The organism is Hydrogenophaga atypica (assembly GCF_042665215.1).
In the GTDB taxonomy this organism is placed as follows: Bacteria; Pseudomonadota; Gammaproteobacteria; order Burkholderiales; family Burkholderiaceae_C; genus Hydrogenophaga; species Hydrogenophaga defluvii_A.
This window is the reverse complement of record NZ_JBHTCA010000009.1, coordinates 1-19,128: the sequence shown is the minus strand read 5'-3', so window position 1 is coordinate 19,128 and position 19,128 is coordinate 1. Positions and strand designations below refer to the sequence as shown.

General features: G+C 63.6%; 16 protein-coding genes and 1 pseudogene. 8 read left to right on the top strand and 9 right to left on the bottom strand.

Annotated features, from left to right (window positions below):
* Positions 1–5: 5 nt before the first annotated feature.
* From narH to ACFQPB_RS13155, 6 genes are all read right to left on the bottom strand, one after another.
* Positions 6–1,538: a nitrate reductase subunit beta gene (narH, locus tag ACFQPB_RS13180; protein WP_382223998.1), complete on the bottom strand. Its 1,533-nt coding sequence runs from the start codon at positions 1,536–1,538 to the stop codon at positions 6–8.
* 31 nt (positions 1,539–1,569) lie between these two features.
* The gene (locus tag ACFQPB_RS13175) at positions 1,570–5,385 is read right to left on the bottom strand and encodes a nitrate reductase subunit alpha (protein ID WP_382223996.1); all 3,816 of its coding nucleotides are present in this window, start codon (positions 5,383–5,385) and stop codon (positions 1,570–1,572) included.
* A 361-nt stretch (positions 5,386–5,746) separates the two neighbouring features.
* Positions 5,747–7,399, bottom strand: a complete 1,653-nt coding sequence (locus tag ACFQPB_RS13170) for an MFS transporter (RefSeq protein WP_382223994.1) — start codon at positions 7,397–7,399, stop codon at positions 5,747–5,749.
* A gap of 21 nt (positions 7,400–7,420) precedes the next feature.
* Complete coding sequence (locus tag ACFQPB_RS13165; protein ID WP_382223991.1) at positions 7,421–8,689, bottom strand: MFS transporter; 1,269 nt, start codon at positions 8,687–8,689, stop codon at positions 7,421–7,423.
* Positions 8,690–8,816: 127 nt separating this feature from the next.
* Positions 8,817–9,221 (bottom strand): bacteriohemerythrin, encoded by a 405-nt coding sequence (locus ACFQPB_RS13160; RefSeq protein WP_382223988.1) that lies wholly within the window; start codon positions 9,219–9,221, stop codon positions 8,817–8,819.
* 21 nt (positions 9,222–9,242) lie between these two features.
* The gene (locus ACFQPB_RS13155; protein WP_382223985.1) at positions 9,243–10,838 is read right to left on the bottom strand and encodes a methyl-accepting chemotaxis protein; all 1,596 of its coding nucleotides are present in this window, start codon (positions 10,836–10,838) and stop codon (positions 9,243–9,245) included.
* Positions 10,839–10,991: 153 nt separating this feature from the next.
* Between ACFQPB_RS13155 and ACFQPB_RS13150 the strand changes: the two genes are divergently transcribed.
* From ACFQPB_RS13150 to ACFQPB_RS13125, 6 genes and pseudogenes are all read left to right on the top strand, one after another.
* On the top strand, positions 10,992–11,546 hold the full coding sequence (locus tag ACFQPB_RS13150; protein ID WP_382223983.1) for a hemerythrin domain-containing protein: 555 nt from the start codon (positions 10,992–10,994) through the stop codon (positions 11,544–11,546).
* Between the two features lie 350 nt (positions 11,547–11,896).
* Positions 11,897–12,277 (top strand): phosphopantetheine adenylyltransferase, encoded by a 381-nt coding sequence (locus tag ACFQPB_RS13145; protein ID WP_382223980.1) that lies wholly within the window; start codon positions 11,897–11,899, stop codon positions 12,275–12,277.
* Positions 12,278–12,302: 25 nt separating this feature from the next.
* Positions 12,303–12,572 (top strand): annotated as a pseudogene (locus ACFQPB_RS13140) (NIPSNAP family protein); the annotation flags it as partial.
* Between the two features lie 44 nt (positions 12,573–12,616).
* Positions 12,617–12,790, top strand: coding sequence for a hypothetical protein (locus ACFQPB_RS13135; protein WP_382223978.1), 174 nt, complete (start codon positions 12,617–12,619; stop codon positions 12,788–12,790).
* A 413-nt stretch (positions 12,791–13,203) separates the two neighbouring features.
* Entirely contained in the window at positions 13,204–13,788 is a 585-nt protein-coding gene (locus ACFQPB_RS13130; protein ID WP_382223976.1) for a hypothetical protein, read from the top strand.
* 29 nt (positions 13,789–13,817) lie between these two features.
* A complete protein-coding gene (locus ACFQPB_RS13125) occupies positions 13,818–14,531 on the top strand; it encodes a 2-phosphosulfolactate phosphatase (protein WP_382223973.1) in 714 nt (237 codons plus the stop codon).
* A gap of 25 nt (positions 14,532–14,556) precedes the next feature.
* Here the strand turns inward: ACFQPB_RS13125 and relB are convergent, their stop codons facing one another.
* The 3 genes from relB to ACFQPB_RS13110 are packed head-to-tail and all read right to left on the bottom strand — an operon-like array spanning position 14,557 to position 17,347.
* Positions 14,557–14,739: a type II toxin-antitoxin system RelB family antitoxin gene (gene relB, locus ACFQPB_RS13120; RefSeq protein ID WP_382223970.1), complete on the bottom strand. Its 183-nt coding sequence runs from the start codon at positions 14,737–14,739 to the stop codon at positions 14,557–14,559.
* Positions 14,736–15,467 (bottom strand): response regulator, encoded by a 732-nt coding sequence (locus ACFQPB_RS13115; protein WP_382223967.1) that lies wholly within the window; start codon positions 15,465–15,467, stop codon positions 14,736–14,738. The genes relB and ACFQPB_RS13115 overlap by 4 nt, the downstream gene beginning before the upstream one ends.
* Positions 15,468–15,487: 20 nt before the next feature.
* Positions 15,488–17,347, bottom strand: coding sequence for a type IV pili methyl-accepting chemotaxis transducer N-terminal domain-containing protein (locus tag ACFQPB_RS13110; protein ID WP_382223964.1), 1,860 nt, complete (start codon positions 17,345–17,347; stop codon positions 15,488–15,490).
* A gap of 205 nt (positions 17,348–17,552) precedes the next feature.
* On the opposite strand from ACFQPB_RS13110, the gene ACFQPB_RS13105 reads away from it, so the two are divergent.
* Both ACFQPB_RS13105 and ACFQPB_RS13100 read left to right on the top strand, forming a co-directional pair.
* Positions 17,553–18,854, top strand: a complete 1,302-nt coding sequence (locus ACFQPB_RS13105) for an NnrS family protein (protein ID WP_382223961.1) — start codon at positions 17,553–17,555, stop codon at positions 18,852–18,854.
* Between the two features lies 1 nt (position 18,855).
* Positions 18,856–19,128, top strand: a 273-nt coding sequence (locus tag ACFQPB_RS13100) for a nitroreductase family protein (protein ID WP_382223958.1), incomplete at its 3' end; no start/stop codon positions are given.

Here is a 19,128-nt window from a genome sequence, read left to right as displayed (position 1 = left end):
CATGGTCAGACTCCTGCCTTGATGGGAATGGTGCGCTTCTTCTCGCTGCCGAACAGGCTGGTCTCGGTCTCGCCTTCGGAGCAGCCGTTGCCGAAGCTGAAGCCACAACCGCCCTTCACGTTGAAGGTGTTCTCCGCGTACTCGCGGTGGGTGGTCGGGATGACGAAGCGGTCTTCGTAGTTGGCAATGGCCATGGTGCGGTACATGTCCTCCACCTGCGCCTGGCTCAGGCCCACCTGGTCCAGCACGCCGGTGTTGACGACGCCGTCCACGTGTTTGCCGCGCTGGTAGGCGCGCATGGCCAGCATGCGTTCGAGTGCGTGGATGACGGGACGGGTTTCGCCAGCGGTGAGCAGGTTGGCCAGGTACTTGACCGGGATGCGCAGTTGGCTAACGTCCGGAATCTCGCCGTTGATGCCCACCTGCCCGGCGTTGGCCGCAGCGGTGATGGGCGACAGCGGCGGCACGTACCACACCATGGGCAGGGTGCGGTACTCGGGGTGCAGCGGCAGGGCCACCTGCCAGTCCACCGCCATCTTGTAGACCGGGCTGTTGCGCGCGGCCTCCAGCCAGCCTTCGGGAATACCGTCGGCGCGCGCCTGGGCGATCACCTCGGGGTCAAACGGGTCGAGGAACAGGTCGATCTGCGCCTGGTAGAGGTCGCTCTCGTTGGGCACGCTCGCGGCTTCTGCGATGCGGTCGGCGTCGTACAGCAGCACGCCCAGGTAGCGGATGCGGCCGACGCAGGTCTCGGAGCACACCGTGGGCTGGCCGGCCTCGATGCGCGGGTAGCAGAAGATGCACTTCTCGGCCTTGCCGCTTTTCCAGTTGTAGTAAATCTTCTTGTAAGGGCAACCGCTCACGCACATGCGCCAACCCCGGCACTTGTCCTGGTCGATCAGCACGATGCCGTCTTCCTCGCGCTTGTAGATGGAGCCGCTGGGGCAGCTCGCCACACAGGCCGGGTTGAGGCAGTGCTCGCACAGGCGCGGCAGGTACATCATGAAGGTGTTTTCGAACTCACCCACCATGGCCTTCTGCGCGGCCTCGAAGCCATCGAAGTTCTGGTCCTTGCTGCGCTTGGCGAATTCGCCGCCCAGGATTTCTTCCCAGTTCGGGCCCCACTCGATCTTCTCCATGCGCTTGCCGGTGATCAGCGAACGTGGCCGCGCGGTGGGCGCGTGCTGCATCTCGGGTGCCGACTGCAGGTGGTCGTAATCGAAGGTGAAGGGTTCGTAGTAGTCGTCGATCTGCGGCAGATTGGGGTTGGCGAAGATCTTCATCAAGAGCGACCACTTGCCGCCTTGCTTGGGCACGATGGAGCCGTCGGCCTTGCGCTCCCAGCCACCCTTCCACTTGTCCTGGTTTTCCCAGTCCTTGGGGTAGCCGATGCCGGGTTTGGTCTCGACGTTGTTGAACCAGGCGTATTCCACGCCGGGCCGGCTGGTCCAGACCTGCTTGCAGGTGACCGAGCAGGTGTGGCAGCCGATGCACTTGTCCAGGTTCAGGACCATGCCGATCTGAGCACGTACTTTCATGGTGTGTTTCCTTTGCTGTACTCGGTGTGGCTCAGGGGTTCTCGCCCTGCGATTGGTAGGCAGCGGCGAGGTGGTCGTCGCGTGGTGTGTCCAGCCAGTCCACCTTGGCCATCTTGCGCACCACCACAAATTCGTCGCGGTTGGTGCCGATGGTTCCGTAGTAGTTGAAGCCGTAGCTCAGTTGCGCGTAGCCACCGATCATGTGGGTGGGCTTGAGCACGATGCGGGTGACCGAGTTGTGGATGCCACCGCGCACGCCGGTGATCTCGCTGCCCGGGGTGTTGATGATCTTTTCCTGCGAGTGGTACATCATCACCATGCCGGGGTTGACGCGCTGGCTCACCACCGCACGCGCCGCCACCGCGCCGTTGACGTTGAACAACTCGACCCAGTCGTTGTCCTCGATGCCGGCGCTCTTGGCGTCGTCCTCGCTGAGCCACACCACGGTGCCGCCCCGGTTGAGGGTGAGCATCAGCAGGTTGTCGCTGTAAGTGGAGTGGATGCCCCACTTCTGGTGCGGGGTGATGAAGTTCAGCAGGATCTCGGTCTGCCCGTTGGGCTTGCGGCCATGCACCTCGTCGGTGGTCTTGAGGTCCACCGGCGGGCGGTAGCTGCTGAAGCCCTCGCCGAAAGCGATCATCCAGGGGTGGTCCTGGTAGAACTGCTGGCGCCCGGTGAGGGTGCGCCATGGGATCAGCTCGTGCACGTTGGTGTAGCCGGCGTTGTAGCTCACCGTCTCGCTCTCGATGCCGCTCCAGGTGGGCGAGCTGATGATCTTGCGCGGCTGCGCCTGGATGTCGCGGTAGCGGATCTTCTCGTCCTCGCGGTACAGGGCCAGGTGCTTGTGGTCGCGCCCCGTCTGTTTGCTCAGCGCCTCCCAGGCCTTCACGGCCACGTGGCCGTTGGTCTCGGGCGCCAGTTGCAAGATGACTTCGCAGGCATCGATGTCGGTCACGATCTTGGGCATGCCTTGTGTCACGCCTTCCTCAAGGGTGGTGCCGTTGAGCTGCCCCAGCTGCGTGACCTCAACCTCGGTTTTCCACGCAATGCCCTTGCCGCCGTTGCCCACCTTGTTCATCAGCGGGCCCAAGGCGGTGAAACGCTTGTAGAGGTTGGGGTAGTCGCGCTCGACCACGGTGATCTGCGGCGCCGTTTTGCCAGGGATCAGGTCGCACTGGCCCTTCTTCCATTCCTTCACGTCAAAAGGCTGGGCCAGTTCGGCCGGGCTGTCGTGCATCAGCGGCGTCAGCACCACTTCCTTCTCAACGCCGAGGTGGCCCACACACACCTCGCTGAAGGTCTTGGCAAACCCCTTGTAGATCTCCCAATCAGAGCGCGATTGCCACACCGGGTCCACCGCTGCACTCAGCGGGTGGATGAAGGGGTGCATGTCGCTGGTGTTGAGGTCGTTCTTCTCGTACCAGCTGGCGGTGGGCAGCACGATGTCGGAGTACAGGCAGGTGGTGGACATGCGGAAGTCCAGCGTGACCAGCAGGTCCAGCTTGCCCTGCGGCGCGTCCTTGTGCCACTTCACTTCCGACGGTTTGGCGTCGTCGTCGCCCAGGTCTTTGCCCTGCACGCCGTTTTCGGTGCCCAGCAAATGTTTGCAGAAATACTCGTGGCCCTTGCCGCTGGAGCCCAGCAGGTTGGAGCGCCACACAAACAGGTTGCGCGGCCAATTCTGCGGCGCGTCGGGGTCCTCGCAGCTCATCTCCAGCGTGCCGTCCTTGAGCGCCTTGACCACGTAATCCTTGGGGTCCATGCCCGCGCTTGACGCATCGCGCACCACCTGCATGGGGTTGGTCTTGAGCTGGGGTGCGCTGGGCAACCAGCCCATGCGTTCGGCGCGCACGTTGTAGTCGATCATGCTGCCGCCGAACGCGGCCTTGTCGGCCAGCGGCGAAACAATTTCCTCCAGGCCCAGCTTCTCGTAGCGCCACTGGTCGGTGTGGGCGTAGAAGAAGCTGGTGCTGTTCTGCTGACGCGGCGGGCGGATCCAGTCGAGCGCAAAGGCCAGCGCGGTCCAGCCGGTTTGCGGGCGCAGCTTTTCCTGGCCCACGTAGTGGGCCCAGCCGCCACCGCTTTGCCCGATGCAGCCACACATCATCAACAGGTTGATGACGCCGCGGTAGTTCATGTCCGCGTGGTACCAGTGGTTCATGGCCGCACCGATGATGACCATGGACTTGCCGTGGGTCTTGTCGGCGTTGTCGGCAAACTGGCGCGCCACGGTGATGACCTGGTCGCGCGGCACGCCGGTGATTTGCTCCTGCCAGGCCGGGGTGTAAGGGGCGTTGTCGTCAAAGCTCTTGGCGCCGGAGCCCAGGCCCCGGTCGATGCCGTACTGCGCCACCTGCAGGTCGAACACCGTGGCCACCAGGGCGTGACGTTCTTCACCGGCCTTGCCCAGGCGCAGGCGCACGGCCGGCACCTTGGCGTGGTTCACCTCACCGGTGCCGGCGTTCTCGGAAAAGTGGGGGGTGACGTTTCCACCAAAGTAAGGGAAGCCCACGTCCACCACCTGGTGTTCTTGTGCACCGTCTTCCAGCACCGAGAGCTTGAGCTTGACGTCGCCGTTGTCGCGCGCTTCCTTGGATTCCAGGTTCCACTTGCCCACGTCGTCGCGGCCTTCAGCGCCCCAGCGGAAGCCGATGGAGCCGTTGGGCAACACCGCCTTGCCTTGCGCGTCGAAGGCCACCGTTTTCCAGTCGGGGTTGTTGTCCTGGCCCAGCTTGCCGTTGAAGTCGCTGGCACGCAGGTAGCGGTCGGGCACCATGGTCTTGCGGCCATCGGGCAGGGTGTGCTCCTTGAGCATGACCAGCATGGGCAGGTCGGTGTAGCGGCGTGCGTAGTCGTCGAAGTAGGTGGAGCGCTGCTTGCCTTCAGGGAAATAGAACTCCTTGAGCACCACGTGGCCCATGGCCATGGCGAGCGCAGCGTCGGTGCCTTGTTTGGGGTGCATCCAGAGGTCGGCCAGCTTGGCCACCTCGGAGTAGTCGGGCGTGACCGCCACCGTCTTGGCGCCCTTGTAGCGCACCTCGGTGAAAAAGTGGGCGTCGGGCGTGCGCGTCTGCGGCACGTTGGAGCCCCAGGCGATGATGAAGCTGCTGTTGTACCAGTCGGCCGATTCGGGCACGTCGGTCTGCTCGCCCCAGATCTGCGGGCTGGCCGGTGGCAAGTCGCAGTACCAGTCGTAGAAGCTCATGCAAACGCCGCCTAGCAGGCTCAGGTAGCGGCTGCCGGCGGCGTAGCTGACCATGCTCATGGCCGGGATGGGCGAGAAGCCGATGATGCGGTCCGCACCGTGTTTTTTGATGGTGTAGACGTTGGCGCTGGCGATGAGCTGGTTGACCTCGTCCCAGGTGGAACGCACGAAACCGCCCATGCCACGCACCTGCTGGTAGTCGCGGCGCGCGGCATCGTCTTCCACGATAAGCGCCCAGGCGTCCACCGGGGTTTTGGCCACTTTAAGGGCGGCGCGCCAGCGCTCGAGCAGGCGACCGCGCACCATGGGGTACTTGACGCGGTTGGCGCTGTAGAGGTACCAGCTGTAGCTGGCGCCGCGTGCGCAGCCGCGTGGCTCGTGGTTGGGCATGTCCCAGCGGGTGCGGGGGTAGTCGGTCTGCTGGGTTTCCCAGGTGACGATGCCGCCTTTGACGTAAATCTTCCAGCTGCAGGAGCCGGTGCAGTTGACGCCGTGGGTGCTGCGAACAATCTTGTCGTGTGCCCAGCGGTTGCGGTAGGCGTCTTCCCAGGTGCGGTCTTCGTTGGTGACTTGTCCGTGGCCGCCCGCGAAGCTGTCCTTGGGGAGGTTGAAGTGGGTCAATCGGTCCAGAAAGTGGCTCATGGGGTGCTCCGGTTGGGGTGGGTTGTTGGGGTCATGGGTTGTTGTTTCTGTTGCCGGGCTTTTGCGTGCCTGCTTTTGTGGGGGCCGAGGGCAGCGGGGTGAACGGTTCCGTTCGTGTCCCCCGCCGGCTGCGCCGGCTCCTCCTTTACCTCACTGCACCATTCACCCCACTGCCCTCGGCTGCACACGCGACGGCGCGCGATGACTTCGGACATTGGCGCGCCCACCACGTTGGAAGACTCAGGGCGGTGTGGCGCTCCGATCCGGTAGGTAAAGGAGGAGCCCGAAGGGCGGGGGACACGGACGGAGCGGAGCGCCACACCGCCCTGAGTCCGGCACAAAAAGCGGCACATAACGGGCTTCATGGGTTCTTGATCTCCGCACCAGAACGCAGGTAAAACCACCAGTTCAACACCAGGCACACCGCGTAAAACACGGCAAACCCATACATAGCGAACTGCGGTGTGCCAGCCTTGATCTGCGCACCAATCACCACAGGCGCTACAAACGCGCCATAAGCGGCGATGGCCGAGGTCCAGCCCAGCACGGGGCCGGCCTGCTGGCGGTCAAAGATGACGCCGATGGTGCGGAAGGTGGAGCCGTTGCCGATGCCGCTGGCAAAGAACAGCAGCAGAAACAGGCCCAGGAACATGGGGAAGTAGGTTTCGGGCGTGGCCGAAGCGTAGGCCTGCATCATCACGTAGCCCACCGCCACCGAACCCACCACCATCACGGCCGAAATGACCTGGGTGACGATGGAGCCACCCAGCTTGTCGGAAATCCAGCCGCCGATGGGCCGCACCGCCGCGCCAATGAAGGGGCCCATCCAGGCGTAGGTCAGGGCCGAGGGCGCGTTGGGGTTTTTCAGCGTGTGCTGCATCACGCCATGGGCGTCGGGCACGTGGCTGATGCCGAAGATGACCGTGATGGCCAGGGGCAGCGCCATCGAGAAGCCGATGAAGGAGCCGAAGGTGACGATGTAGAGCGCCGTCATCGACCAGGTGTGCTTGTTGCGGAAGATGGCGAACTGCTTGGCGATGTTGTCCTTCATGGTGCCGAAGGCGGTGAGCTTCATCACCATCAAGGTGCTGACGATGATCAGCGGCATGGCCAGCCACATGTTGAGCAGGCCCAGGCCGGTGGGTGCCGGCAGATACAGGTACAGACCCACACCGGCCGGTAAAAACGACAGCGTGTACAGCCAGACAATCTTGATGAAGGCGGCGATGGTGCTGCCCAGGCTGCTGTCCACACCCGGCGTGACCGTCTTGAGGTTGTTCATGCCAAACCAGCACAAGATGGACAGCGGCACCAGCGACAGCAACCACGCAAAGCCCGCGTTCTGAATCCAAGTGGGCGTGCCGGCGACGATCTTGCCGAAGATCCAGCCGCTGTCCTTCACCAGCGTCATCGACTCACCGCCCATGGCGCCCAGCAGCGGCATCGTCATCACCAGCGGAATCACGATCTGCATGGTGGTGACGCCGAAGTTGCCCAGGCCGGCGTTCAGCCCCAACGCCGTGCCTTGCAGCCGCTTGGGGAAGAAGGTGCTGATGTTGGACATGCTGGAGGCAAAGTTGCCGCCGCCCACGCCCGACCACAGCGCCATGAGCTGGAAGGCCCACAGCGGCCAGTCCTTGTGCTGAAGCACGATGCCGGTGCCCACGGCGGGCGCCAGCAGCATGGCGGTGGTGAGGAAGATGGTGTTGCGCCCACCCGAGAGGCGGATGAGGAAAGACGCCGGGATGCGCATGGTGGCGCCGGCCAGGCCCGCGATGGCCGTGAGCGAGAACAGCTCGGCCTGGCTGAAGGGAAAGCCCAGGTTGAGCATCTGCACCGTGATGATGCCCCACATGCCCCAGATGGCGAAGCCACAGAGCAGTGCGGGCACCGAAAGCCAGAGGTTGCGGTAGGCGATGCGCTTGCCGGTGCTTTCCCAGAAGGCGTCGTCTTCGGGGCGCCAGTCCTCAAGGGTGGCACCGGTGCCGATGCGGGCGGGGGTGGGGGTGTTCATGGTGTGTTCCGCTGCTGCGGCTCAGTTCTGAAGGGAAAACGGCTTGGCGTCGGGGCCCATCACCGGGGCCTTGCGCACCTCGGTCCAATACATCCAGATCAGCGAGACCCAGACCACGCCGTACATCAGCATGAAGGCGCTGGAGCGGATCCCGGTCAGGTCCACCAACGCACCAAACAGGATGGGCAGAATGAAACCACCCATGCCACCGGCCAGGCCCACAATGCCGCTGATGGTGCCGATGTTGTTGGGGTAGTCGTCGGCGATGTACTTGAACACGCTGGCCTTGCCAAAGGCCCAGGCCACACCCAGCACAAACATCAGCGCGGTGAAGGTGTAGACGTTGAGGCCGATGTGGAAGGTCTGCGGGCCGTTGATGGTGGTGATGGTGAAATCGGTCTGTGGGTAGCTCAGCAGGAACAGGCAGATCCAGCTCACCCACATCACCCACCAGGTGACGCTGTGGGCACCGTACTTGTCGCTCAGCACGCCGCCGATGGCGCGCAGCACGCCGCCCGGCAGCGAAAAGCAGGCGGCCAGCAAGGCGGCCACGCGGATGTCCAGGCCGTACTCGCCGATGTAGTACTGCACCATCCACAGCGCCAGCGCCACGTAGCCGCCGAAGACGATGCTGTAGTACTGGCAGTACTTGAGCACCTTGGGGTCTTTGAGGGCCTTGAGCTGGTCGGTGAACTTGACGTTGCTGGCCACCAGGTGGCTGGGGTCGCTGTGGCTGAACAGCCAGAACAGCAGGACGGTGCCGGCCATGATGGCGGCGTACACCTGCGGCACGGCGGCCCAGCCAAAGGCCACCAGGATGACCGGGGCAATGAACTTGTTGACGGCCGAGCCGGAGTTGCCCGCGCCATACACGCCCATGGCCATGCCTTGCTGGCTCTTGGGGAACCAGCGCGCCACGTAAGGCGTGCCCACCGAGAAGCTGCCCCCGGCCAGGCCCACAAACAGGCCGATGGTGAGGAAGTGCCAGTATTCGCTGGCGTAGGCCATGAGCCAGATGGCGGGTACGGTGATGGCCATCAGCACCGCCATGACGATGCGGCCGCCGTAGCGGTCGGTCCAGATGCCCAGCGGCACACGCACCAGCGAACCGGTGAGCACGGGCATGGCGGTGAGCAGACCGAACTGGGTGGCGTTGAGGTCCAGCATCTTCTTGATGGGGATGCCGATGACGCCGAACATCATCCAGACCATGAAGCAGACAGTGAATGACCAGGTGCTGACGATCAGCACCGACCAGGCCTTGCGTTTATGTTGAATGTCGTTGGTCACAGTGGACTCCTTGAAGCTGCCCCCACTGTGCGGGGCGGCGCCGGTTTGGGGTATCCCTCTGTCAGTGGATGCGGACAGCGGCAGAGGGATGAGGGCCGACCTACTCCCAAAGGAGTAGGTCGCGCGCTCAACGCACGCGGTTCTTCAGAAAGGCGTGCAACTCCTTGTCGGAGCGGCGGATGTGCAGCGACAGCCAGTCGCGCAGCACGGTGGACAGCTGCGCGGCCACGGTGATCTGGCCGTCTTCGTAGCGCGCTTGCAGGCGCGTGAGGTTGGCCACAAACGCGGCGTGCCCCTTGCGGTGGCCGTCGAGGTTGGGAAAGTGCGCGGCGGCCATCTGCGCCTCTTCGCGCTGCAGGTGGTCGGCGGTGTAGCGGATCAGCTGGGCCAGGATGTCGCCCACCACCTCGCGCCCCCGCCCCTCGGTGGTGGCGGTGTGCAGTTCGTTCACCAGTTGCACCAGGTGCTGGTGGTCGGCGTCGATGGCACCGCCATCGATCACCATGTCGTGTGCCCATTCAAAATAAGCCATGGCCGTGCTCCGGTGCGGGGGTCAAGCGGCAGACAGCAGCAGAGGCGACTGCATCGTTGAATGCCCCGCCCCACCGCGCAGGCGGAACACGCTGACCGCGTCCTGCAACTGCTTGGCCTGGTGCTCCAGCGACTGGGCTGCCGCAGCGGACTCTTCCACCAACGCCGCGTTCTGCTGCGTCACCTGGTCCATCTGACCCACGGCCTGGCTGATCTGTTCGATGCCCGAGGTCTGGTCCTGGCTGGCTTCGGTGATCTCGCGCATCAGGTCGGCCACACGGCGCACGTGCACCACAATTTCGTCCATGGTGCTGCCGGCCTGCTCCACCAGCTTGCAGCCTTCGGTCACGTTGCTCACCGAATCGGTGATCAACCCCTTGATCTCCTTGGCCGCCGTGGCCGAGCGGCCCGCGAGGTTGCGCACCTCGCTGGCCACCACCGCAAAGCCCCTGCCCTGCTCGCCCGCACGCGCCGCTTCCACGGCGGCGTTGAGCGCCAGGATGTTGGTCTGGAAGGCAATGCCGTCGATCACGCCAATGATGTCGGCGATGCGGCGCGACGACGCGTTGATGGCCTCCATGGTCTGCACCACCTGGCCCACCACCGCGCCACCCTTGACCGCCACCTCAGACGCCGACTCGGCCAGGCGGTTGGCATGTTGGCCGCTCTCGAAGTTCTGCTTCACCGTGCCCGCAATTTCCTGCATCGAGGCCGAGGTCTGCTCCAGCGCACTCGCCTGTTCCTCGGTGCGCGACGACAAATCCAAGTTGCCCGCCGCAATCTGGCTGGTGGCCGTGGCCATGCTGTCGGTGCCCAGGCGCACACGGCCCACGATATGGGTCAGGCTCTCCGTCATGTCGCCCAGGGCGGTGAGCAGCTGCCCACACTCGTCGCGGGTGCGGGCCGCCACTTGCAGGTCCAGGTCGCCCGCAGCCACCCGTCTGGCAATCGCCACCGCCTCGCCCATGGGGCGGGTGATGCTGCGCGTGACCCAGGCGGCAAACCCCACCGCCAGCAAAACACTCACAGCACCCAGCCCCAACAACAGCCAACGCGATGCGGCAATGCTGTCTTGCAGCTCGGCGCTGCTCTGGGTCACCAGCCGCTTTTGCAAGGTGGCCATCTGGTCCACCGGGCCTTGCAGGCGGTCCAGCGCGGGCAGCGTCTCAGTCAACATCAGCCGGGTGGCGGCCTCGCGGTCGCCCGCCTCCACCAGTTGCCCCACCTTGCCAAACGCGGCCACGTACTGCACGCGTGCGGTCTTGATCTCGTTGAGCAACTGCTTGCCTTCGGGCAGGTAGATCAGCCGCTCCAGCGTGACCAGCGCGTCGTCAATGGTTTTTTTGTTCTGGGCGATGCTGGCGCGCACCTGTGTCAGCTGCGCCGGGTCGGTCGCAATCAGCAACTCCATGGTGCGGCGCGCGTTGGCCCGTGTGGTGGCGTTGATGGTGTTGGCCGCCTCGGCCTTCACCCAGTCCGATTCGATGATGCGGGTGTTGACCTCACCCACCTGGGTGAACCGCACCGTGGCCACGGCAATGGCCAACAAAGACAACACGATCAGCAGGCCAAAACCCCAGGCCAGACGGACACCAATACGCAAATTCTGGAAAAACATGTCGAACCCCTCACAGTTCTTCACACTGTGCGCGACTGCCTGTTTTTTGGGCATCCTCCGATCAGAGCGGCGAAGAAGGATGGTGGCTGCGGCCACCTACTCCCAAAGCACTACCCCGGTGCGGGCACGCCCATCTCGGCCTACCATGGGCGCATGAGCACCCACGCCTTCCCCGGCTTTCACAGCCCCGGCGCCAGCACCGAAGCCCCGCTGGAAATGCTGGCCGCCTGCCACGGCCGCGTGCACAAACAGTGCGAAACCCTGGGCCGCCTGGCCGCCCACCTGCCCACCCATGGCAGCGACACCGCCGCCCAACAAGCGGCTACCGCCGTGATGCGCTACTTCGACACCGCCGCGCGCGACCACCACGCCGACGAGGAAGAAGACCTTTTCCCCGCCCTGCTCGAAGCCATGGCCGGATCAGACGCCGTGTGCCTGCGGGCACTCACCGATGGGCTGGTGGCGGAACACCGGGTGCTGGAAGGGCATTGGGCCGCGCTGCGCGAGGTGTTGGCGCGCATTGCCAAAGGCGAGCCCGTGGCCCTGCCGCCATCAGACGTGCAAGCCTTCGTGGCCGCCTACGCGGCCCACATCGAAAAAGAGGACACCGAGTTGCTGCCCATGGCGGCGCGGTTGCTGAGTGATGCCGACATCACACGCGTGGGCACGGCGATGCGGGTGCGGCGGGGGATTGGCGCGATCGACTGAGGCGCAGGCAACAGCCAAACCGCACCGCCCGCTCGCGGGTGCGCCGCCTTCTCTGTAAACGCTTGCCCACCCTCCGCATGTGATAAAAACGCGTGCAAAAGGAAGCCGCAAAAGCGGCGAGGGAGGCCAACATGTCGGATCAGACCCACACCGGGGTCAGCACCCCGCTGGATGCCGCCAAAGGCCTGCGCATCCATTCACATACCGTCCGGAATTTTTTGGGTTTGCCTATGCGCGATGTGCCAAGCTCTGCAGCGGGCAGGTCTGGGCACTTGCAACGTTTTATCCGACCGACAACTCTCGGTGATTTGTCGTCTATCTCCATTTAAACCTCTGATATGAATCACAGCATGAAATACCTGGTTTCAGCAATGTTGGTTGTTGTAGGCATCATTCATCTGCTTCCGTTGAGTGGCGTACTTGGAAGCGAGAGATTAGCTTCGCTTTACGGGCTTCAGTTCAATGAGCCGAACCTTGAAATACTCATGAGGCATCGGGCGGTTCTTTTCGGCTTGCTTGGCGCATTCATGGTCTTCGCTGCGTTCAAGCCTGCGTACCAAACTGTCGCCTTCATCGGCGGGTTCATCAGCGTGGTGTCGTTCCTCTACTTGGCATGGTCGGTCGGTGGCTACAACGAGCAAGTAGGTCGAGTTTTCATCGCCGATGTTGTGGCTCTTGGTTGCCTCGTCGTTGGAGGCGTGGTTCATGCCGTTCTCCAGCGAGAGGTGTAATCCTTCCATCGAGGGGATACCAAGCCCACTCGTGGAAAAATTTGGCGGCAAACATCACGGATATTTTTCACCGTTCGAAGGAGCAAACAATGTCGCACTGGCAATGTTCACGTTTCCCAGCATGGCTCTCTATGAGGAGTACCGCACCAAATCGCGCCAAGACCCGGAGTGTCAAACTGACTTCAAGTATGCTGAGGATACGCGCTGCGTCATTAGCAATGAGAGAAGCTTTTTTGCCCGATCTTTGAGGGTTAAAAATTCATTCATATCGACGCCGCTTCGCCGCGCAACTTAATTCAGAAATTAGGCATCCAAATTCAGCGCCAAAGCTAATCACAAATGAAATCTATTCAATCCCTCTTTGCTCAAAAATCCTGGGCAAACAACGAGCTATTCAACGTGGTTGCCACTGTCCATAAGGAAGAGCATGCGGCTGTGCTTCACGCAGCAATCCGCATGCTCAATCATATTTATGTGGCCGACAAGATCTTTCAGGCACATCTGATTGGTTAATGCCACGCGTATTCGTCCACCAACACAGAGGCAACACAAGAATTAGGTGAACTCCAGTTCAACGTAGCTGAAACCGACGATTGGTTTGAGAAATACGTGTCGGCAGTGTCCCCTGCTGAACTCAACGAACGTGTGACGTTCAAGTTCACAGACGGTGACTCAGGAACGATGACCCGAGAGGAAATGCTTCTCCATGTCATCACCCACGGTTCTTTTACCGAGGGAATGTCGGTCAGATGCTGAAGTCAATATCTGTTGCGCCTCCGCGCGACCTGTTGACCAAATTTCTTCACTTTTATGAGCCTGAGCGCAGGCATACCTAACGTATGCGCCATAATGCTCAGACCCCAAAGTTTCCAAGAGCCGCTGCTACAACTTCAATCTCTACACCCTCGATTTACTATTTGCTTACTATGAACACCAAAAGAACACTCACTTCGTTGCTTTCTGCATCTGTACTCGTGCTGGCGGGTTGCGCATCCTCGCCACAAGCCACTACCGATTCACCAAAAAATCCTGGCCAGCCAGCAGACATCACACGGATTGCACCCGCCGTGAGCATTCCGGCCATCTCCACACGGAAAATGGTACTGACGATGACTGGGCCAAAACACGTCGTCGAGTCAAAGGACTGGTCTGATTTCAAGCGGGAGTGGCGAGATACCTTTCAAGACCATGCCAAAGAGGCAGGAGTTGCATTCAGCTTTACCGAGACCGCACCAAGCATTTCGACGGAAGATGGAACCGCAATCTTGGTAGACGTCGCCGACTACAGGATTGTAGGCATAGGGGCCCGCATCTGGTTCGGAATTATGACTGGCAATGCATTCATTGATGCAAAAGTTACCTACACGAATCTTCGAGATGGCAAACGGCTCGGCGAACAACAATACAACACGACTTCAAGTGCCGGATCTGGCATTTTTGCAAAAGTCACACCGCAACAGGTCGATGCAATTGCCAAAAATGTTTTTCTAGATTTGAAAACAGCAAAGTAGGCCACATCTAGCCACCCCCACGACAAGCAATGACCTCCGATCAACAGGAGTTCGACATTCGATGCGAATGGGGGTTGCGCGGCGCTGAAGTGCTTGCGCCTGTTTGCGACGCGATGGTGGTGGTCGATGTGCTTTCTTTCACGACGGCAGTCAGCGTTGCCGTGAATCGCGGCGGTGTGGTCTTCCCGTACCGTTGGAAGGACGATTCCCGCATCGCTTTCGCGCAAGAGGTGGGCGCCGTACTTGCCGGCCCCCGTGGCACTGGCACCTATTCGCTTTCGCCCCTGTCCCTGCGCTCGGTGAAATCAGGTGAGCGCATCGTCTTGCCCAGCCCCAACGGTTCGACCATCTCGTTGGCAACCGGCAACACACCAACCTATGCCGGCTGCCTGAGAAACGCCCGCGCGGTTGCCATAGCCGCGATGAGGCATGGCCCCAGGATTGGGGTCATTCCTTGCGGTGAACGCTGGGCGGATGACGCGACATTGCGTCCAGCCCTTGAGGACCTGATAGGCGCTGGGGCCGTCATTGCTGAATTGCACGGCACACGATCACCGGAAGCAATGGCCGCCGTCTGGGCGTTCGAGGGTGCGGCAGCTTCTCTGCGGGAGACGATTGGTGCTTGCGCCTCAGGAAAAGAGCTGATTGAAAGAGGTCACCCGGAAGACGTCGAGATCGCTTGTGACCTGGGCGCGGACGCGATTGCGCCTTGGTTGGTGGGTGGTGCATACATGGCCGCCTAACGGTCGCATACAGCGGCATCGCGCCTCAAGCCGACTTGTTGAGCAGCCGTGCCTCGGTCTCTGCGATCAAACGCTCCATGTCGGCCATGACCTGATCGTGATCAGTGCACTCATCCTCATCGTCAAGGCTGGCCTGTACCTGCGCGCGAAACCAGCGGTCGTGCGCCTCGACTTCGGATGTGGTTGTGAACTCAGGTGCGTGGCTCACGCCATCCCCCGCTCCGTCGCATACACCGCCGCGTGCACGCGGTTGGCCAGGTCCAGCTTGCGCAGGATGTGCTGCACGTGGATCTTGACGGTGGTCTCGGCGATGTCGAGGGCGCGGGCGATGAGTTTGTTGCTGTCGCCACGAGCAATGAGTTTGAGGATTTCGGTTTCGCGTGGTGACAGGGTGTGGATGGGGTCGCGGCTGTCCAGCGTGGGGGTGTGGCGCGTGAGCGCCACGCCGGCCACTGGCACAGTGGACACGGTGGCGGTTGGGGCCACCACGGGCGGTGCCTCACGCAGCAGGCCCACCAGCTTGCCCATCATCTCGGGGCTGACAACGGAGTCACCTTCCCAGATGCGTTCGATGGAATCGGCCAGGTCTTCGGTGTCGATGGTCTTGAGCAGGTAGCCGTCGGCACCGGCGCGCAGGCCGGCGGCGAGGTCGTCCACGTTTTCGCTCACGGTCAGCATGACGATGCGCGCACCGGGAGCGGCCTGTTTGAGGCCGGCGATGGCGTGGATGCCTGAGACGCCGGGCAGGTGGTTGTCGAGCAGGATGAGGTCGGGCGCCAGCCGTTCAGCGGCCGCCTGCGCGGCGCTGGCGTCGCCGGCCTCGCCCACCACGCTCAGGCGGCGGTCTTGTGCGAGCAGGGCCACCAGGCCACGGCGAAAGAGTTGGTGGTCGTCCACCACAAGCAGGCGGATGGGGCCGGTGCGTTCAGAATCCATAGATGCGTTTTGATGGGCCCTCACTGGGCCAGTTCAAGCAGGACGGCGGTGCCTTCGCCGGGGGATGAGGCCACATGCACCTGCGCGCCGATGCGTTCGGCGCGTTCGCGCATGATGTGAAGCCCCACGTGGGTGTCGCTCGCGGCGGCGGCGCGCGGGGCAAATCCCTGGCCGTTGTCGCGCACTTCAAAGCGCCAGCGCGGGCCTTTGTCCACCTTGAGGGTGACCTCGCTGGCGCCAGCGTGTTTGCGCACATTGGACAGCGCTTCCTGCACCACATGCAGCACCTGCAGTTGCACGTCGGAGGGCAGCGACACGCCATGGCCGTGCAGCTCCAGGTGGGTGCGCAAGCCGCTCTGGTGTTCAAACTTCTTGAGCGTGGTGCGCAGGGCTTGTTCGATGTCGTCGCTGTTGGTGCGGGTGCGAAAGTGCACCAGCAGCTCGCGCACGTCGTTGGTGCTCTCGCGCACGCCGGCGTCCAGTTCGTCGATGATGGGCTGCTGGGCCTGAACGTCGCCGCGCGCCACGGCCGAACGCAGCAGGTTGATCTGGATTTTGAGAAAGGCCAGCGATTGGGCGATGGAGTCGTGCAGCTCACCTGCGAGCATGGTGCGTTCTTCGCTCACCGCCGCTTCGCGCACCAGCGCTTCGGTGCGCAGGTTTTCGATGGCGTTGGCCAGGTGACCGGCCAGGGCGTCGTACAGGGCGCGGTCCTCGTCTCGCAAGCTGGTTTCTTGGCGGTAGAACAAATCGATCTCACCCAGGATGCGGCTTTGCAGGCGGATGGGCACGCTGATCAACGCGCTGTAGCCGGCCTTCACGCAGTTGCCCAGCAGGCGGTCATCGTCGGCAATGATGGGAATCACGCGGGTGCGTGCCGTGGCCTGGGGCTGGCCACAGGCGCACAGGCCGGCTTCCAGGCAACGCTCCTCGGTGGCCAGTTCTTCGGGCAGGCAGTCGCTGGCCAGCATCAGGTAGCGCTGCGTGGCTTCGTCGGACCAGCGCACCGCCACCGCGTCGGCGCCGCTGAGCCCGCGCATTTTTTGCGCAAAACCTTTGGCCAGTTCTTCCAGCGTGTGGGACTCGACCAGGAAGGTGCTGACCTCGTACAAGGTGGCCAAGCGTGCGCGTTTGGCCTCCAGGTCGCGCGTCTTGGCCAACACCTGCGCCTCCAGATCGTGGTAGAGCGACTGCAGGGTCTGCGTCATGTGGTTGAAGCCGGCCGCCAGTTCGCCAAACTCGTCGGGTGCGTCCACCGCCACGCGGGTGGAAAAGTCCCCCGCTTCCACGCGCTGCAAGGCCTGGCGCAATCGCTGCAGCGGGTGGATGACAAACAGGTAGCCGATGTAGATGGACAAAACGGCGGCGGCCACCGCCAGCGCCATCATCACAAACTGGAACAGGTTGAGCACGGCGGTGAGCCGGGCCATGGTGTTCTCGATGGTGCGCACCAGGTCATCGACCTTGGGCACAAAAGCCTCAACCTGGGCCACCAGCGTGGCGGCATCAGGGCGCGAACGGGCCGACCAGGCCTGCTGCAGCGGTTCCCAAGCGGCCACCAGGGTCGCAAATTGCTGGCGCGAGGTGTCGTTCCAGGGCACAAACAGCGGCCGCATGGGGTCGCCGTCGCGCAGCAAGGCCAGGCTGGCTTCGAATTCGGCCACGCGCACCGCCACCTGGGGCTCGGGCTGCTCGGCCAGCAGCGTGCTGGCCAGGCGCCAGGCCTGCATGCGCATGCGTCCGGCTTCGTTGACGGCCGCCGCGCCGCCGTCGAGCTGGCGGGTCACCCACATGGTCAGGCCGATGGAGACGAGCGCCAGCACCAGCAGCAACACGCCGGTGGCCAGGAATTTGGTGGAAAGCTGGCGGCGCCAACGCATGGAAGATCGGATCGGGGCAATGTGGTTGCGGAAGTGCTGCCCAATTGTCAAGGCATCGGCGAAGTGCTGTCCATCCCGCAGCAGTTTGTGGCGCCATCGTTCTTTCGGACGATGGCAGCGCGCGCCGGGTGCTACCTCTGGCAGCCAGCACAAGGCACAAAGAAGGATGGCGGTGCAGTCGGCCTTGCGCGACAGTGAAGGTGCCATGTCCTTGACGCAGAACACCACCGTGCCACTCGCCCCACAACGCCACCGTCCACCCGCCGTTGACGGCGGCTGGCGCCTGGGCCATTTGTGGTGGGCACCCCACCGGCTGGCGTTTGCCACGGCGGCGGTGCTGCTGGTGCTCAGCGCCGTGTGGTGGCTGGGTGTGTGGCTGGCGCGCGCAGGCGTGCTGCCGGTCTGGCCGCAGGCGTTTGATCCCGGCCTGTTGCACGGCACGCTCATGGTCTATGGCTTCATGCCGCTGTTTTTTGCCGGCTTCCTGTTCACGGCGGGGCCCAAATGGCTGGGCATGGCGGCACCATCGGCCCACGACATCGCCCCCGCCGTGTTGCTGCAAGGCCTGGGCTGGCTGTTGTGGCTGATGGCAGCTTTCGGCGGCACGCCCTGGGCCGTGGCCGGCGCGCTGGTGGCAGCGCTGGGGCTGGCCTGGTCGGCCACCTTGTTTGGCCGCCTGCTGTGGCGCAGCCCCGCGCCCGAACGCCAGCACGCCACACTGGTGTGGCTGGCGGCCTGCCTGGGCGTGGCGGCGCTGCTGGGGGTGGCGGCTGCCGTGTGGTGGGGGCGGCACGACATCGCGCGGGCCTGCCTGCTCACGGGCCTGTGGGGCTTTGTGGCCAGCACCTTTGTGGTGGTGGCCCACCGCATGATCCCGTTTTTCACCGCCAGCGCCTTGCCCCTGGTCAGCGTGTGGCGGCCCCATTGGGTGCTGGCGCTGATGCTGCTGGCGCTGACCCTGAAAACCGTGTCGGTGTGGACCGAATGGGCCGGCTGGACCACCGGCGCCTGGGCGCTGGCGCACGGCTTCTGGATGCTGGTCAGCGGCCTGCTGCTGCTGTGGCTGGCCGTGGTGTGGGGGCTGATGCAAAGCCTGCGCATCAAGCTGCTGGCCATGCTGCACCTGGGTTTTGTGTGGCTGGGCCTGGGCCTGCTGATTGACGGCTTCAGCCACCTGTGGGCGGCACTCACCGGCGCACAGGCGCTCTACCTGGGGGCGCTGCACGCCAGCACCATGGGCTTTCTGGGTTCGCTGATGCTGGCCATGGTCACGCGAGTATCTTGCGGGCACGGTGGCCGGCCGCTGGTGGCCGATGGCCTGGTGTGGTGGCTGTTCTGCCTGCTGCAGGTGGCCACCCTGCTGCGGCTGGCCGCTGCCGCAGGCGGCAGCACCTCGGTGATACTCACCGTGGCCGCGGGCCTGGCGTGGACGCTGGTGGTGCTGCCCTGGTCGTGGCGGCTGCTCAACTGGTGGGGACGCCCCCGCCAAGACGGCCGCCCCGGATGACATGAACCCCATTGCCGTGCCCCCATCTACCGTGCCCTCACCCGACGCCCCCAGCTGGGCCGACACGCTGATCCACAGCCGCCGCACCACGCTGCCCAAACGTTTGTGTGGCCCCGGGCCGGACGGCACGCAGCGCAACGCCATCCTGGCCGCCGCCGCCGCCGCGCCCGACCACGGCCAGCTGCTGCCCTGGCGCTTCATCGAGGTGCCCGACACCCAGCGCGACCGCCTGGCCACCGCGTTTGCCGACGCTCTGCTGGCACGCGACCCCGCC